Raw genomic sequence first — 15520 nt, forward strand, 5'->3', positions numbered from 1 at the left:
CCAACTCGGCTTTGGTCTCGGTGAGTTCATCAGGATTCACGCCTGAAAATTAACAGATTCCAGCGACGATTAACAGCCGACACGCCCAACCTAACTAAGAACTACTAGGGGGTGGGGGCGTCCACGGCGCCACCGTACCGGCGGTTTCGGGACGCGTAGAGTTCCACCGCCCGCCACAGGTCGACGCGGCTGAAGTCCGGCCAGAGCGTGTCCAGGAAGACCATCTCCGCGTAGGCGCTCTGCCAGAGCATGAAGTTGCTGGTGCGCTGCTCCCCCGAGCTGCGCACGAACAGGTCGACGTCGGGCAGGTCGGCGGTGTACAGGTGCCTCTGAATGGCCTTCTCGGTGATGCCGGAGGGCTTCAGCCTGCCCGCGGCGACGTCCTCGGCCAGCGCGCGCACAGCATCCGCAATCTCGGTGCGCCCGCCGTAGTTCACGCACATGGTCAGGGTGAGCACGTCGTTGCCGGCGGTGAGACGCTCGGCGTACTGCAGTTCGGTGATGACGGATGCCCAGAGCCGGGGCTTGCGCCCGGCCCACCGCACCCGCACGCCCCACTCATTGAGCTGGTCCCGCCGGCGGTGCAGAACGTCCCGGTTGAACCCCATCAGGAAGCGCACCTCATCGGGTGAACGTTTCCAGTTCTCGGTGGAGAAGGCGTAGACGCTCAGGTGCTTGACCCCGATCTGGATGGCGCCGGCGACGACGTCGAGCAGCGCTCCCTCCCCCGCCTTGTGTCCCTCCACTCGCGGGAGTCCGCGGGCGTTGGCCCACCGGCCGTTGCCGTCCATGACGACGGCCACATGCTCGGGCACGGCCTTCGCGGGCAGCGCCGGCGGATACAGGCCGGTCCAGTCGAGGGGCTTGTAAGCCACCGCGTCCTTGTGGGTGAACGGCTTCTGGCCGAAGGGGTTGGGGATCATCGACTGACGTGCTCCAAGGATCGGAGGCCGCGCCCGAGATGCCACTGCGTATACGCGGCGACGATTCCGGTGGCCTGGGCTCTGGTCTGGTCCGGGGTTGATTGTGCGTGCTCCCAGTCGCCCGTGAGAAGGGAGGCGAGCAGTGCGATCGTGGCCGGGTCGAGCCTCGGCGAGCCGGGGGCGGCGCAGTCGTCGCAGACGATCCCGCCGACCTGCACGACCACGGCAGAGTGGCTGCCCTTGGCGCCGCACCGGGAGCAGTCCTCGAAGCTGGGCGCCCAGCCGGCCATCGACAGGGCGCGCAGCAGGTAGGAGTCGAGGGTGAGGCCGGCCCCGTGCTCCCGGCGGGAGAGGGATCGGAGAGCGCCGACGAGCAGCAGGTACTGCTGCAGGGACCCCTCCGCCTCGGTCAGTTTGTCGGCCGTCTCGACCATGGCGCTGGCGGCGGTGTAGCTCGGGTAGTCGTCGGCGATCAGGGCGCCGTAGGAACCCAGCGATTCGGCCTGGGTGATGATGTCGAGGGTTCGACCCTCGTAAAGCTGCACGTCGGCGACCATGAACGGTTCGAGCCTGGCCCCGAATTTGGAGGCGGTGCGACGCACGCCCTTGGCGACCGCGCGCACCTTGCCGTGCTGCCTCGTGAGCATGGTGACGATCCGGTCGGCTTCACCCAGCTTCTGGGTGCGCAGCACGACGGCTTCATCACGATATACAGGCACCCGTCGATTCTCCCACCTGGAAGCCACGCGCGCGGCCGAGCGGCCGGCCGCCGCGCCGGGCGGGGGCTTTCAGTGGTTTCATTAGGGGTGCCCTCCACGTCTTTCTTCATCCCGCTCTGGCTCGACCTCGCCGCCGTCGCCATCGGCGCCATTCAGGGCGCCATGTTCGCGGGGCGTTTCACGGATCGGCGTTTCGACCTGCTCGGGATCGCCCTGATCGGAGTCACCGTGGGCCTGGGCGGCGGGCTGCTCCGCGACATCCTCCTCGACGGGGTGCCGGCGGCGCTGCAGAGCAACTGGTACCTGCCCGTGGCCGCCGGAGCCGCCCTGCTCGGAATGCTGCTGCAGAGTCTGTTCAACCGCCTCGGCCCGTTCATCATCGCCCTGGACGCCGTCACCATCGGCCTGTTCGGTGCCCTGGGCACCAGCAAGGCGCTCGCCGCCGGCTTGCCGGAGGTGCCCGCCCTGTTCGTGGGGGTCGTCACGGCCGTGGGCGGGTCGGCCCTGCGCGACATGATGCTGAACGTTCCCATCGCAGTCATGCACGTCGGCTCGTTCTACGCGGTGGCCGCCGGGGCGGGCAGCGGACTCCTGGTGGTGCTGTTCCTGTTGCAGGTTCCGATCACCATCGCCGGGATCAGCTGCGTCATCGTGACCACGGTCATCCGGGTACTCGCCGCCCGCTACGGCTGGAGCCTGCCGCAGCAGCGGGCGATCGGCAGTTGGCCCCGGTGGAGACGACGCGAGAACGTGGTCGCCTTCCGCCGGGGCCGCAATCGCGGCATCTGACAATCCCCCCTCACGACGAATTCCGCTCTCGCCTTTCACCCGATCCGGGGTGAGACTAATGAGAAGAACTCACATTGTTTGGAGGATCCTCATGAACAAGTTCAAGGGCAACCCGCCCGAATCGATGCCGGACCTGATGCCGGTGCTGTCCCGAGGCAAACACCGGAACCCGCGCTCGGGCGCCTGTTTCATGGAGTTCGCGTCCTATCTCGCGGGCGAGTCGTGGACGGACCATCCGGCCTGCACCCATCCTCTGCTCGCCTCCCTGGCGAGAATGGTGAACGACTGCACCTCGGACACCACCCGGGCACGCCTGGTTCCCCTGATCCCGTCGGTGATCGGGCTGAACGGCGACAATCCGCAGGTTCGCCTGCTGATCGCCCTCCGCGCTGCCGCCTCCGCCCTGCCGGTCACGAGCGCCGACCACCAGCGCGCGCTGGCGGTGGGGATCCTCAACTGCGAGCGACACCTGACCCACACCGACGGCGAACTCAGCGACGACATCGCCGGCCGGATCCGGACGGCGTTCGACTCCGCACCGGAAACCGAACGCTGGGCGCGGGAGTTCATCTCCTCCATGGGCTCCTGGACGCGAAGCAAGTTCACGGACCGCACCGCGGAGACCATCATCCGGGTCTCGGTGCAGGGCATCGCGGAGGCCTGCACGCCCGATCCGGACGGCCAGCTCTACGCGCTTCTGTCCGGGGCGATCGAGGATTGCACGGCCGTGCTGGCCCCGACCCGGTCGGCGGAGAAGATGCTCCACGGGGAGCCGGTGGCTCAGGCGAACCCGGTGCGCACAGAGCCGGTGCGTACGCACACCGCGCACGTCTAGCAGCCGCCGCACCGCGCAACCGCGGACGAAGAACGCCGTTCCGCCCGAGGGCCGCCGACTGGCGGCGATTCTCGGACGGAACGGCGTTTTCGGTGTGCCCGGGCCTCGGGCCTACCCGGGTGGACGGGGTCGGACCGGGTCGGACTAGACGCTGACCTCGGCCAGGGCGCGGTTGGCGGCTTCGGAGCGGATGCCGCGGTTCACTGCGGACACGACGGACTTGAGCGACGCGGTCGAGATGTCCGCGTCGATGCCGACGCCCCAGAACCGTTTGCCGTTGACGTCCAGTTCGACGTACGCGGCGGCGAGGGCGTCGCCGCCGGCCGACATGGCGTGCTCCACGTAGTCGTAGAGGGTGATCGCGATGCCGCGCTCGGCCATCACGCCGAGGAACGCGGCGATCGGGCCGTTGCCCGAGCCGACGGCGCTGGACACGGTGTCGTCGTCCCGCAGGTCCACCGACAGGTCGACCGTGCCGGAGAGATCGCTCGACGTGCGCGTGGAATGCAGCTCGAAGCGGCCCCATTTGGCGTCGGGGGTGGTGTGGCTGGCCGGCAGGTACTCGTCGTTGAAGATCTCCCAGATCTGTTCGCTGGTGACCTCGCCGCCTTCCTGGTCGGTCTTGGACTGCACGACGCCCGAGAATTCGATCTGCAGCTTGCGTGGCAGGTCGAGGGCGTGGTCGGTCTTCAGCAGGTACGCGACCCCGCCCTTGCCGGACTGGGAGTTGACCCGGATGACGGCCTCGTAGCTGCGGCCGAGGTCCTTCGGGTCGATCGGCAGGTACGGCACGGCCCAGACCAGGTCGTCGACGGAGCGGCCGGTGGCTGCGGCATCCGCGGCCATCGCCTCGAAGCCCTTCTTGATGGCGTCCTGGTGCGACCCGCTGAACGCCGTGAAGACGAGGTCGCCGGCCCAGGGGCTGCGCTCGGGCACCGGCAGCTGGTTGCAGTACTCGGCGGTGCGCTTGACTTCGTCGATGTTGCTGAAGTCGATCTGCGGGTCGATTCCCTGCGTGAACAGGTTCACGCCGAGGGCGACCAGGTCGACGTTGCCGGTGCGCTCCCCGTTGCCGAACAGGCAGCCTTCGATGCGGTCGGCGCCGGCCAGGTAGCCCAGCTCGGCGGCGGCGATCGCGGTGCCGCGGTCGTTGTGCGGGTGCAGGCTGATCAGCACGTTCTCGCGGTGGGCGAGGTGCCGGCCCATCCACTCGATCGAGTCGGCGTAGACGTTGGGCGTGGCCATCTCCACCGTGGCCGGCAGGTTGATGATGACCTTGCGCTCCGGCGTCGGCTCGAGGATTTCGAGTACCTGGTTGCAGACGTCGACGGCGAACTCGAGCTCGGTGCCGGTGTAGCTCTCCGGGGAGTATTCGTAGTAGACGGTGGTGCCCGGGATCGTGGCTTCCATCGCGCGGCAGGTGCGGGCACCGAACAGGGCGATGTCGATGATGCCCTGCTTGTCTTCACGGAACACCACCTCGCGCTGCAGGATGCTGGTGGAGTTGTACAGGTGCACGATGGCCTGCTTCGCGCCCGCGATCGACTCGTAGGTGCGACGGATCAGGTGTTCACGCGCCTGGGTGAGCACTTGGATGGTGACGTCGTCCGGGATGGCGTCCTCGTCGATCAGGCTGCGCACGAAATCGAAGTCGGTCTGGCTCGCCGAGGGGAACCCGACCTCGATTTCCTTGTAGCCCATGCGCACGAGCATGTCGAACATGATGCGCTTGCGCTCGGGGCTCATCGGGTCGATCAGGGCCTGGTTGCCGTCGCGCAGGTCGACGGCGCACCAGCGCGGCGCCTGCTCGATGTGCCTGGACGGCCAGGTGCGGTCGGGCAGGTTGACCCGGAACTGCTCGTGGTACGGGCGGTATTTGTGGATCGGCATCGCCGATGCGGTCTGATTGTTCTTCATGATCCTTCATCTCCTCGCGAATGGTGGTCAGCCAACGACAAACTCCGCGACGAGGGAGGCCTCAGATTAGGACTCGTCGCGGCAGCTAAGGAGGAGCACACCGGCATGCATTCTGTTAATTTAGCACCGATTCCCGGCTCGCGTGATTGCATTCTCGGCAGCGAGGGTTTCAGCCGAGGCTGCGGGCGAAGGCAACGGCCTCCCGCATGGACAGCGACGGCAGGTAGGCGCGGGCGAGAGCCAGCCCGATGGTCGGCAGCGCGACCGGATCCGGGTAGGCCATGAACAGGGGGTGGAACTCGGGCTGGAACTTGCGTTTGAACGCCAGCAGGGACTGGAAGCCGTAGACCGGCTCCAGCGCTCGGCCGAGGAAGTTCACCACCCGTGCCGCCAGGCTGCCGTCCCGCTCGTCGCCCGCTCCTCCCCCGGTGCGGGCCAACGGGGCCGCGGACAGGCTGAGGAACTCGATCTCGGGTCGTTCGCTCATCGTCTGTGCCGTCTGCGCGATCAGGAATTCCATCACCCCGTTCATGCTGTCCGGTCGGCGGCGCATGAAGTCCAGCGTCCAGCCGATGACGACCCCGTCGCGGTAGCTCGGCAGCCAGCTGGTCACGGCGTGCACGTGGTCATCGGCGTCGATCGCCAGCATCAGTCGCACCGCCGGGTCACGGAGCTCATCGAGTCCGCCGAGGGTGAAATCGAGTTCCGGCAGCTCCTTCTCCTGCACCCACTGTTCCGAGATCTCGGAGATCTGCACGGCCTGCAGCAGGGTCAGGCTGCGATAGTCCGTCCATTCCGCCCGCACCCCGGCGCGGTCGGCCCGGTTGATTGACGAGCGGATGTCTTGCCACTTCTTGCCCCTCGTGTCCCAGGTGCGCGGCCGCAGGATGGTCTCCTCCCCGATGCCCATGGACCGCCAGCCCATTCCGGCGAAGGTGGGCTGCCAGTGGTCGTGGAGGCTGTAGAAGACGGGCACCCAGCCGTTGTCGTCGCACATCGTGGCGAAGTCCGCGATCGCCTGGGCGCCGTCTTCGATGGGGCCGACCGGTTCCGTCGTGGTGATCGCAACGCCGTTGAACACCCGGTAGGCGATGGCCGTCGTTCCGGACGGGCTGAACCAGATCGAGTTGCCGTCCCAGGTGGTCATGAAGGCCAGGGACCCGCCTCCGCCGCCGCGGATGAGTAACTTCCGCAGCCTGGCCTGGTCGTTCCCGCCCCCGGACCCGCTGCTGCGGATGCCCTGGATGGCGCCGACGATCACGATGATCCAGAACGCGGGGCCCACCCACTGGTAGAGCGCGGTCGTTACCCAGTCCGTCGGGAGGAAGGAGAGCCGCTCCAGGCGGAGGAAGCCGACCGGAATGAACCGCTCCGGGACATCCGTCACGAGATCCAGCAGGGTCACCGTGGGGCGGAAACGGTCGCGCAACAGCCAGCCGCCGGTGACGTAAAGCGAGGCCAGTGCGAGGAAACCCGCCACGATCGAGAGCGCGAAGCGCCGACGCACGCCCGGACGGCTGCGCACGGGGAATCGCCGGAGGTTCGCGGCGATCAGGATCGCCGTCGCGACCGGCACGAGCACGGAAACCACGAGCACGAGTGCGACTTCCCAGTAGCGCAGGGGGTGCCACCGCCACACGTACGGCTGGCCGGAGATCGGCAGGAGCCCGTAGTACCAGGCGCCGAGCACAGCCATTGCGGCGTTGACGACGATCGCGAGCCAGGCGCCGAAGCGCCGTCCCCTGGCGAGGCCGTAGGCGGCGACGAGCAGGGTGACCAAAGGGAGCAGGCTGACCAGGACGGGCCCGACGCCGCCGACCCGTTCCAGGGTGAGCTCGTGCACGCACTGCCGGGTGATGTCGCCCAGCAGGCACCGGTCGACGACGTCGCCGGCCGCCGGCACGTCCTGAGTGAGCAGGAGGCCGAGCGGCGCCAGCACCCCGAACCGGGCGCCGGAGAAGATGGTGATGAGCGGTCCGACCGCGAGCACTCCCACGACCGCGGCGAGGAGCGTGCGGGTCTCATGGTGTGAGCTGCGCCGCCAGGTGAGGTCGATCGGCCGCGGGCGGAAGGCCGCCCCGAGGCCGAGACCGACGAGGGCAGCGATCAGACGGTAGACATCCGAGGGCTGGCCGGAGTACAGCAGGAGGACCAGCGCGCCCGAGATTGTGAACACGCGGATGCGGCGGCGCCACAGCGGTCCGGCGTAGAAGCTGGCGGCCATGATGGTTCCCACGATCGGAGTGAAGGGGTCGAGCGACCAGAGTTCGCTCACCCGTCGGGACCAGAACTCGCCGCCGGCGACGCCGAGACTCTGCCCGAGGATGCCGAGGCCGGCACCAAGGACGGCCGTGACGACGAACGCGATCGCGGTGCGGACGCCGCCCATCAGCCGTTCGGCCTGGCCGAGCACGACGACCGCGGCGAAGAGCGCCAGGACGACTTCTGCGGCGTTGTCGACGAAGAAGACGGAGGTGAGGGGGCTCCACCAGTGGCCGTTTTCGACCACCGATTCGTACCCGGTGCCGAGGATCCCCCTCAGGGCGGGCGACGGTCCGGTGAGCGGCCCCGTGACGAGGGCCGCCAGCAGCAGCAGCGCGTACCCCATGGCCAGGGGCTGCCCGGCCACCAGGCGCCGCAGGCCTGTCACGGTGAGGCCGGTAATCCGGTGGTTGTCGCGATGACCGGGAGCGCGCGTGTCCAGGCGTAGATGACCGTGTGCCAATCGTGTGCCGTGCCCGGTGACACGATGAGTTCCGTGGTCGCGCCCGCCCGGCGCGCTGCGGTCTCGAGGGTGTGCGCCCAGGCCAGGTAGCGGGCGTCGTCGGCGCCGACGGCGAAGATGATGTGGAGCGCCGCGTAGGGGGCGTGCGCGGCCAGGATGGCGGTCGGCGCCGCGGCGGCGTAGGCCGCCGCGCTGCCGTCGAACCCGATCTGGATGGTGTGGTCCGGGCTGCCGGACTTCGGCGCTATTTCGCCCGATATGTCGAAGATCGTGCCGTACAGCTCCGGGTGCGCGGCTCCGAGCTGGATCGAGCAGGTGCCGCCCTGGGAGAAACCGGCGATGGCCCAGCCGGTCGGCGCGGCCGCCACCGCCAGGTGCGACCGGATCCAGGCCGGCACGTCGACCGTCAAATAGGTGGCGGCGTTGCCGAGCGGGGAGTCGACACACATCGGGTTCCTGTCCGGGGCGCCCAGTTGGTCGGGCACGACGATGATCGGCGTGAGGCCGTGGTGCGCGGCCGCGTAGGCGTCGAGGATTTCGGCGAGCCGGTCGGAGGTGAAAACGTCCGACGGGCTCCCCGGCTGCCCGGAGAGCATCTCCACGACGGGCAGGATCGGCGGCCGGTCGACCAGGGCCGCGGCGGGCAGGTACACGAATGCGGGCCGCGCTGCGAAGCCGGAGGTGGATGCCGGGATGGTGACCTTTCCGATCGCGCCGCCGGTGGACCCGACCGGCGCCCGCTGCATCAGGTCGAGCGAGCCGTAGAGCGGGAGCCCCAGGGCAATCCGGAGGGTGGGGTACTCGCCGAATTCGGCGTTGATTCCCGCGGCCGTGCACAGCAGGATCAGGGGAATGGCGGCGACGGCGACCGTGCGACGCCATCGGGTGCTGCCGATGAGGTTGGTGACGGCGAGCACGAGCGCGGCGAAGAGGGCGGTCACCCACACGCGGGTCGGCAGGGACATGGACACTCCGAAGACATCCCAGACGTCGCTGAGCAGCCAGACCAGCACCCAACCGGACACGGCGGCGGCGGCAACGCCCGCGAGGAAGACGAGCGCACGACGGATGCTCAGGCGGCGCAGTGCCAGCACCACGACGACGACACCGGTCAGCGCGTACAGCCCGAGGAGGAACGGGCCGGCCAGGAGACTGGTGTCGAGCAGATCGGTCATGATGCGAATCCTCCGCCACCCACTCTCACACCGACCACGGCGAAGTGGCACGCGGGAGACCGGTTCTGAAGGACACTTCAGGAACCGCCGCCGTCGTTACAGAGAATTTACGGCTGGCATTCAGACTCGCCAGCCCGGGCGACGCCGAGGACGATGAGGCACTGGGCCGCGATGTAGCTGAGCATGACTAGGAAGCCGCTCTCCCAGATTCCCGCGTCCGGTACGAATTTGTTCAACGCCAGCAGGGAATCGGAGACCAGGACAGGGCGGCACCGACCGCGACCGGGGCGGAGCACGGGGTCACGGTGATCGCCATGGCCGTGGTCATGGAGGCGTAGATGGTGACCGGCACCAGCATCCCGCCGCGGTGCGGGCGCGAGCACGAGCATCAGCCCGCGGCGGACGGGCCGGCTAGAAGCCGAGGCGGCCCAGCTGTTTCGGGTCGCGCTGCCATTCCTTAGCGACCTTGACCCGCAGCGACAGGAAGACCCGTTTGCCGACGAGGGGCTCGATCTGCTTGCGGGCGCGCATGCCGACATCCTTCAACCGGCTGCCCGACTTGCCGATGATGATGCCCTTCTGGCTGTCCCGTTCGACAAACAGGTTCGCGTAGACCTCGACCAGTTCCTGGTCGTCGCGCTCGATGATGTCGTCGATGGTCACGGCGATCGAGTGCGGCAGCTCGTCGGTGACGCCCTCGAGCGCCGCCTCGCGGATGTACTCGGAGATGCGCGACTCGAGGCTCTCGTCGGTGACCGCGTCGGCCGGGTAGAGCGGCGCATCCGAAAGCGGAAGCAGCCGCAGCAGCTCGGCGCTGAGGATGTCGAGCTGGATGCGGCTGGTGGCCGAGATCGGCACGATCGCTTCCCAGTCGCGCAGCTCGGAGACGGCGAGGAGCTGGTTGGCGACACTCGTCTTGGAGGACGTGTCGATCTTGGTCACGATGGCCACCTTGCGGGCCCGGGGGAAGTTGTCGAGCTGCTCGTTGATGAAACGGTCGCCCGGGCCGATCGGCTCGTTCGCCGGGATGCACAGGCCCACCACGTCCACGCCGGCGAGGGTGGACTGCACCAGGCTGTTCAGACGCTCCCCGAGCAGGGTGCGCGGCTTGTGGATGCCGGGGGTGTCGACCAGGATCAGCTGACCGTTCTTCTGGTGCACGATCCCGCGGATTGCTCGCCTGGTGGTCTGCGGCTTCGAGGACGTGATGGCGACCTTCTCCCCCACCAGCGCATTCGTCAGGGTGGACTTTCCCACGTTGGGGCGTCCCACAAACGACACGAAGCCCGCGCGGAATCCATCTTCTTTAGTCATGACCATTCACTCTCTCATCGTCCGACACCCCGAGGAATGCGGTCTGTGCATCAATCAACGCTTGGTCTCGTTCCACCAGCACGGTGCTGATGCGCTTGCGGCGGCCCTCTGTGCGTTCCGCGGTGAGGACCAGCCCGCTGGTGGAGGCGACCGACCCGGCCACCGGCAACCGTCCGAGCGCCTTGGCCAGAAGTCCGCCCACCGAGTCGACCTCGTCGTCGTCGAGCTCCAGGTCGAACAGCTCGCCGAGCTCATCGACCGGCAGCCGGGCGCTCACCCGGAACCGGCCGTGGCCGAGGTCTTCGACCTCGACGACGTCACGGTCGTATTCGTCGGAGATGTCCCCGACGAGTTCCTCGATCAGGTCTTCGAGGGTGACCAGTCCGGCGATCCCACCATACTCGTCGACGACCATCGCGAGGTGGTTCGACTCCAACTGCATCTGCCGCAGCAGGGCGTCGGCCTTTTTCGATTCCGGTACGAACACCGCGGGCCGTTCCAGTTCACGGACGGTCAGGCTCTCCACGTTCGGGGGGCGTTCGTAGACGAGCCGGGCCACATCGCGAAGATAGAGGATGCCCGTGACGTCGTCGACCTCACCGTCGATGACGGGCACGCGCGAGAACCCCTTGCTCAGGAACAGGCCCATGGCCGCGCCGAGCGAGGAATCCGCCTCGATGGTGACCATGTCGGTGCGCGGAATCATCACCTCACGCACCACGGTCTCGTTGAACTCGAAGATTGAGTGGATCAGCTCGCGGTCTTCCTCCTCGAGCACGTCGAGCTCGGTGGCCTCGTCGACCATGCTCAGCAGCTGGTCCTCCGAGGTGAACGTGGCGAGCCGGGTGCGGCCGGGGGTGACCCGGTTGCCGAGCGCCACGAGCGCGTTCGCGATCGGCCCGAGCAGCACGCGGAGGAAGTGCACCAGCGGCGCCGTCGCCCGGAGCAGCCCGGTGGGGTGCGCCCGCCCGACGCTGCGCGGGCTCGCCCCGACCAGCACGAAGGACACCGCGGTCATCAGCAGGGACGAGAGGAGCAGGGCGAGCCACAGCTGCTCGATGGTGGTCGCGAACACGAGGGTCACGAGCACGGCCGCCGTGGTCTCGGCGATGATCCGCACGAAGCTGATCGTGTTCAGGTGCGCCCCGGTGTCGGCGGCGATCGCCGTCAGGGACCTCTTCGCCCGTGATTTCTCGGCCAGCTCGGCGATGTCGGCCCTGGACTGCACCGTGACGGCGGCGTCCACGGCGGCCATCAGGCCGCCGAAGGCGACCAGCACGATGGCTGCCGCGAGAAACCACCCGACGATCATCGGTTGCGGAGGCGTTCCTGCAGGGCGAAGCCGATCAGGATGTCCCGCTGGATGCCGAACATCTCCTTCTCTTCGGCCGGCTCGGCGTGGTCGAACCCGAGGAGGTGCAGGGTGCCGTGGGTGGTCAGCAGGAACAGTTCTTCGAGGGTGCTGTGGCCGGCGGTCTCGGCCTGGGCCTGCGCGACCTGCGGGCAGAGCACGATGTCGCCGAGCAGTCCAGGCGGCGTTTCGGCGTCTTCGGTGCCCGGGCGCAGTTCGTCCATCGGGAAGCTGAGCACGTCGGTCGGCCCCGGCTCGTCCATCCACTGCACGTGCAGCTGTTCCATGGCGCCCTCGTCGACGAGCACGATCGCCAGCTCGGCATCCGGGTGCACGTGCATGGAGTCCAGCGCGTACGCCGCCAGGCGGAGGATGGCGGCCTCATCGACCGGGATGGCCGATTCGTTGTTGATTTCGATGCTCAAGAAGGTCTCCGTTTCGGAAGGCGGTCACGGGGGGTGTTGGGGCGGCCCGGCCCGCGGTTGGCGAATTCGTGCGCCTGCTCGGTCTCGTAGCGCAGGGCCTGCTTCTGGGCGTCGTATTCGGTCCACGCGTCGACGATGCGGCCGACCAGAGAGTGGCGCACCACGTCGTCGCTGGTCAGGCGCACGAAGGCGATCTCGTCGACGCCTTCGAGCACGCGGCTGACGAGCCGGAGCCCGCTCGATCCGGCCGGCAGGTCGATCTGGGTGATGTCGCCGGTGACGACCATCTTGGAACCGAAGCCCAGCCGGGTCAGGAACATCTTCATCTGCTCCGGCGTGGTGTTCTGCGCCTCGTCGAGGACGACGAAGGAGGAGTTGAGCGTGCGCCCGCGCATGTACGCCAGCGGGGCCACCTCGATGGTTCCGGCGGCCAGCAGTTTGGGGACGAGCTCCGGGTCCATCATCTCGTTGAGGGCGTCGTAGAGGGGCCGCAGGTACGGGTCGATCTTCTCGGTCAGGCTGCCGGGCAGGAAGCCGAGGCGTTCCCCGGCCTCGACGGCGGGGCGGGTGAGGATGATCCGGTCGACCTCCTTGCGCTGCAGCGCCTGCACGGCCTTGGCCATCGCGAGGTAGGTCTTGCCGGTCCCGGCCGGCCCGATGCCGAACACGATCGTGTCGGTGTCGATGGCGTCGACGTAGCGTTTCTGCCCGATCGTCTTGGCACGGATGCTGCGGCCCCGGGAGGTCAGGAGTGCCGGGCCGAGGCGCTCGGACGGACTCGTGCTGCTGTCTTCTCCGAGCATCCGTGCCGACGTGCTCACCTCGGACTCGGCCAGGTCCCGGCCCGAGCGGATCATGACCAGGAGTTCCTCGATCAGCAAGCGCGCCGCCTCGACCGGGCCCGCCTCACCGGAGAGGGTGATCTCGTTGCCGCGCACGTGCACGGTGACGCCCGGGTGCTCCTTCTCGATGGTGGCGAGAAGGCGATCCTGCGCACCCAGCAAACGCACCATAGCGATGCCGTCGACCTGGACGCGGACCTCGGCCCGGCCGGGCTCGTGGGAGTCAGCGGAACCCAAGCGATCCCTCCCCGAGTGCTGGATCCCCGGGCTGCTGGGCCAGGAGATGGGCGTGGACGTGGAAGACGGTCTGACCGGCCGCCGCCCCGGTGTTGAAGACGAGACGGAACTGCCCGTCGGCGAGGTCGGCCGCGAGTGCGTCGGCCACGGCCACGAGTTCGGCCAGCAGTCCGGGGTCGCCGGCCGCCAGTTCGACCACGTTGCGGTATTCGCCGGTCTTGGGCGTGATGACGATGTGCACCGGGGCCTGGGGCGCGATGTCGTTGAAGGCGATGATCCGGTCGGTTTCCGCGACGATCGTCGCCGGGATCTCGCGCGCGGCGATGCGGCTGAAAATGGACGGTTCTGCACCGGTGGAAGACATGTCTCTATCTTAAGCTTCCCGGCTACCAGCGGCCGAGCGTCGCGTTCAGGATCGCCAGGGCGGCCGGCCCGGCGGTGGATGTGCGCAGCACGTTGTCGCCGAGTCGCACCCGGGTGGCCCCGGCCTGCTCGAGCAGGGTGAGTTCCGCGGGCGAGATGCCGCCTTCGGGGCCGACCACGAGCAGGATGTCGCGGTCGTCGGTCGGTGCGGCCTGCGAGGTGAGGCGTTCGGTCGCGGTGGGCTCCAGCAGCAGCATGCGGGTGGAGCCGGCCAGGGTCGCCAGCGTCTTCGTGCTCGCCAGGTCACCGACCGCGGGCAGCCAGGCCCGGATCGACTGCTTGGACGCCTCACGCACGATGCTCGACCAGCGGTCCCGGCCCTTGGCGATCTTGGCGCCCTCCCAGCGGGTCACCGAGCGCGAGGCGGCCCACGGGATCACCCCGTCGATGCCGAGTTCCGTGGCCGCTTGCACGGCCAACTCGTCCCGGTCACCCTTGGCGAGAGCCTGGACCAGGCGGATGCGCGGGGTCGGCGGCGCGCTGACGGTCACCGTGTCCACCCGCAGGGTGAGCAGGGACGCCTCAGCGCCGACCACGGTGGCGCCGAGCATCAGCCCCGCGCCGTTTCCGATCTGCAGGTGCTCTCCCGGGCGAACCCGGCTGACGGTGACCGCGTGCCGCGCCTCGGCGCCGCCGATGCCGACGACGCCCCCGACCGTGCAGTCCGAGGCCCGGAGGGCCTCATCGATGAAGAAGTGTGCCATGGACGCCTAGCCGCGGAACCGATCGCGGAGCTTGGCGAACAAGCCCTGCTGGAAGGCGCTGAGCGCCGGCGCGGGGGCCTTGTGCCGGGCCGCGAACGCTTCGATCAGTTCGCGTTCCTTGTGGTCCAGGCGCGTCGGGGTGGTCACGTGCACGCCGATCTTCAGGTCGCCGCGCCCGTTCCCGCGCAGGCGAGTCACCCCGCGCTCCTTGATCGTGATGACCTCCGCGCTCTGCATACCGGGCTTGATCTCGACCTCGATGTCCCCGTCGAGGGCCTTCACCGTGGCGGTGGTGCCCAGGATCGCATCCGTCATCGGCACCTCGAGGGTGGCGAGCAGGTCGTCGCCGTCGCGGCTGAAGACGTCGTGGTGGCGCACCTTCATCTCGAGGTACAGGTCGCCGTTGGGGCCGCCGGCCGGGCCGGCCTCGCCGCTGCCGGGCATCTGCAGGCGCAGCCCGGTGTCGACGCCGGCCGGGATGTCGACGGGCACCGTGCGGCGCGCGCGCACGCGGCCCTGGCCCTGGCAGGTGACGCAGGGGGTCGCGATGATCGTGCCGTAGCCGCGGCAGGAACCGCAGGGGCTGTTGGTCATGACGTTGCCCAGCAGCGACCGGACGGCACGCTGGATGTTGCCGGTGCCGTGGCAGATGTCGCAGGTGACGGGCGACGTGCCCGGCTGGCAGCAGGTGCCGCTGCAGCTGGTGCAGACGATGGCGGTGTCCACCTCGAGCTCACGGTGGGTGCCGAAGATGACCTCGTCGAGGTCGAGTTCGACCCGGACCAGTGCATCCTGGCCGCGCTCCCGGCGGGACCTCGGGCCGCGGGTGCCGCCGCCTCCGCCTCCGCCGAAGAAGGTCTCGAAGATGTCCCCGAAGTTGCCGAAGTTGGCGTCGGCGTACCCGTTGCCGCCGCCGGAGCGGCCGTTCCCGCCGCGGTCGTAGTTGTCGCGCTGCTTCGCGTCGCTCAGCACGTCGTAGGCGTGCGTCACGGATTTGAACCGCTCCGACGCGTCCGCGCCCGGGTTCACGTCGGGGTGCAGCTGCCGGGCGAGCTTGCGGTACGCCTTCTTGATCTCGTCGGTGGTGGCGTCGCGTGCAACGCCGAGTACTTCGTAATGGTCAGCCAAAGCTGGCTCTCCT

16 protein-coding genes are annotated in these 15520 nt (G+C 68.6%); 2 read left to right on the forward strand and 14 right to left on the reverse strand.

All coding sequences use genetic code 11. From position 1 onward, the window contains the following. Positions 1-104: 104 nt before the first annotated feature. Together E3T37_RS05560 and recO are read right to left on the reverse strand one after the other, a co-directional pair. On the reverse strand, positions 105-923 hold the full coding sequence (locus E3T37_RS05560) for an isoprenyl transferase (protein ID WP_134365822.1): 819 nt from the start codon (positions 921-923) through the stop codon (positions 105-107). After that, a complete protein-coding gene (gene recO, locus E3T37_RS05565) occupies positions 920-1642 on the reverse strand; it encodes a DNA repair protein RecO (protein WP_134365823.1) in 723 nt (240 codons plus the stop codon). The genes E3T37_RS05560 and recO overlap by 4 nt, the downstream gene beginning before the upstream one ends. Positions 1643-1729: 87 nt before the next feature. On the opposite strand from recO, the gene E3T37_RS05570 reads away from it, so the two are divergent. After that, positions 1730-2431, forward strand: coding sequence for a trimeric intracellular cation channel family protein (locus E3T37_RS05570; protein WP_241975862.1), 702 nt, complete (start codon positions 1730-1732; stop codon positions 2429-2431). A 91-nt stretch (positions 2432-2522) separates the two neighbouring features. Then, positions 2523-3266, forward strand: a complete 744-nt coding sequence (locus tag E3T37_RS05575; RefSeq protein WP_174776185.1) for a hypothetical protein — start codon at positions 2523-2525, stop codon at positions 3264-3266. A gap of 144 nt (positions 3267-3410) precedes the next feature. Here E3T37_RS05575 and leuA read toward each other — a convergent pair whose 3' ends face one another. From leuA to dnaJ, 12 genes are all read right to left on the reverse strand, one after another. Further along, on the reverse strand, positions 3411-5183 hold the full coding sequence (gene leuA, locus E3T37_RS05580; protein ID WP_134365824.1) for a 2-isopropylmalate synthase: 1773 nt from the start codon (positions 5181-5183) through the stop codon (positions 3411-3413). Positions 5184-5352: 169 nt separating this feature from the next. After that, positions 5353-7833: a bifunctional lysylphosphatidylglycerol flippase/synthetase MprF gene (locus tag E3T37_RS05585; protein WP_241981004.1), complete on the reverse strand. Its 2481-nt coding sequence runs from the start codon at positions 7831-7833 to the stop codon at positions 5353-5355. Beyond that, a complete protein-coding gene (locus tag E3T37_RS05590; RefSeq protein ID WP_134365825.1) occupies positions 7830-9083 on the reverse strand; it encodes an esterase family protein in 1254 nt (417 codons plus the stop codon). Before E3T37_RS05590 ends, E3T37_RS05585 begins: the two co-directional genes overlap by 4 nt. Before the next feature lie 107 nt (positions 9084-9190). Then, complete coding sequence (locus E3T37_RS17795) at positions 9191-9319, reverse strand: hypothetical protein (protein ID WP_160140980.1); 129 nt, start codon at positions 9317-9319, stop codon at positions 9191-9193. Next, positions 9316-9441, reverse strand: coding sequence for a hypothetical protein (locus E3T37_RS17615; RefSeq protein WP_255572673.1), 126 nt, complete (start codon positions 9439-9441; stop codon positions 9316-9318). Before E3T37_RS17615 ends, E3T37_RS17795 begins: the two co-directional genes overlap by 4 nt. Before the next feature lie 53 nt (positions 9442-9494). Further along, positions 9495-10397: a GTPase Era gene (gene era, locus E3T37_RS05600; protein ID WP_134365827.1), complete on the reverse strand. Its 903-nt coding sequence runs from the start codon at positions 10395-10397 to the stop codon at positions 9495-9497. Beyond that, entirely contained in the window at positions 10390-11709 is a 1320-nt protein-coding gene (locus tag E3T37_RS05605) for a hemolysin family protein (RefSeq protein WP_134365828.1), read from the reverse strand. Before E3T37_RS05605 ends, era begins: the two co-directional genes overlap by 8 nt. Continuing rightward, positions 11706-12173 (reverse strand): rRNA maturation RNase YbeY, encoded by a 468-nt coding sequence (ybeY, locus tag E3T37_RS05610; RefSeq protein WP_134365829.1) that lies wholly within the window; start codon positions 12171-12173, stop codon positions 11706-11708. The genes E3T37_RS05605 and ybeY overlap by 4 nt, the downstream gene beginning before the upstream one ends. After that, the gene (locus tag E3T37_RS05615) at positions 12170-13186 is read right to left on the reverse strand and encodes a PhoH family protein (protein ID WP_134365870.1); all 1017 of its coding nucleotides are present in this window, start codon (positions 13184-13186) and stop codon (positions 12170-12172) included. The genes ybeY and E3T37_RS05615 overlap by 4 nt, the downstream gene beginning before the upstream one ends. 52 nt (positions 13187-13238) lie before the next feature. Continuing rightward, positions 13239-13616 carry an HIT domain-containing protein gene (locus E3T37_RS05620; protein ID WP_134365830.1) on the reverse strand — a complete coding sequence of 126 codons (378 nt, stop codon included), beginning with the start codon at positions 13614-13616 and terminating at the stop codon, positions 13239-13241. Positions 13617-13638: 22 nt separating this feature from the next. After that, on the reverse strand, positions 13639-14379 hold the full coding sequence (locus E3T37_RS05625; RefSeq protein WP_134365831.1) for a 16S rRNA (uracil(1498)-N(3))-methyltransferase: 741 nt from the start codon (positions 14377-14379) through the stop codon (positions 13639-13641). A 6-nt stretch (positions 14380-14385) separates the two neighbouring features. Beyond that, positions 14386-15507: a molecular chaperone DnaJ gene (gene dnaJ, locus E3T37_RS05630; RefSeq protein WP_134365832.1), complete on the reverse strand. Its 1122-nt coding sequence runs from the start codon at positions 15505-15507 to the stop codon at positions 14386-14388. Positions 15508-15520 lie beyond the last annotated feature (13 nt).

The organism is Cryobacterium sp. TMT2-10 (assembly GCF_004403075.1).
Taxonomy (GTDB): domain Bacteria; phylum Actinomycetota; class Actinomycetes; order Actinomycetales; family Microbacteriaceae; genus Cryobacterium; species Cryobacterium shii.

Coding starts and splice junctions, on each gene's coding strand:
- E3T37_RS05560 (WP_134365822.1), bottom strand. CDS start 923: ATGATCCCCAACCCCTTCGGCCAGAAGCCGTTCACCCACAAGGACGCG.
- E3T37_RS05575 (WP_174776185.1), top strand. CDS start 2,523: ATGAACAAGTTCAAGGGCAACCCGCCCGAATCGATGCCGGACCTGATG.
- leuA (WP_134365824.1), bottom strand. CDS start 5,183: ATGAAGAACAATCAGACCGCATCGGCGATGCCGATCCACAAATACCGC.
- E3T37_RS05590 (WP_134365825.1), bottom strand. CDS start 9,083: ATGACCGATCTGCTCGACACCAGTCTCCTGGCCGGCCCGTTCCTCCTC.
- E3T37_RS17615 (WP_255572673.1), bottom strand. CDS start 9,441: ATGCTGGTGCCGGTCACCATCTACGCCTCCATGACCACGGCCATGGCG.
- era (WP_134365827.1), bottom strand. CDS start 10,397: ATGACTAAAGAAGATGGATTCCGCGCGGGCTTCGTGTCGTTTGTGGGA.
- E3T37_RS05605 (WP_134365828.1), bottom strand. CDS start 11,709: ATGATCGTCGGGTGGTTTCTCGCGGCAGCCATCGTGCTGGTCGCCTTC.
- E3T37_RS05615 (WP_134365870.1), bottom strand. CDS start 13,186: ATGGTGCGTTTGCTGGGTGCGCAGGATCGCCTTCTCGCCACCATCGAG.
- E3T37_RS05620 (WP_134365830.1), bottom strand. CDS start 13,616: ATGTCTTCCACCGGTGCAGAACCGTCCATTTTCAGCCGCATCGCCGCG.
- E3T37_RS05625 (WP_134365831.1), bottom strand. CDS start 14,379: ATGGCACACTTCTTCATCGATGAGGCCCTCCGGGCCTCGGACTGCACG.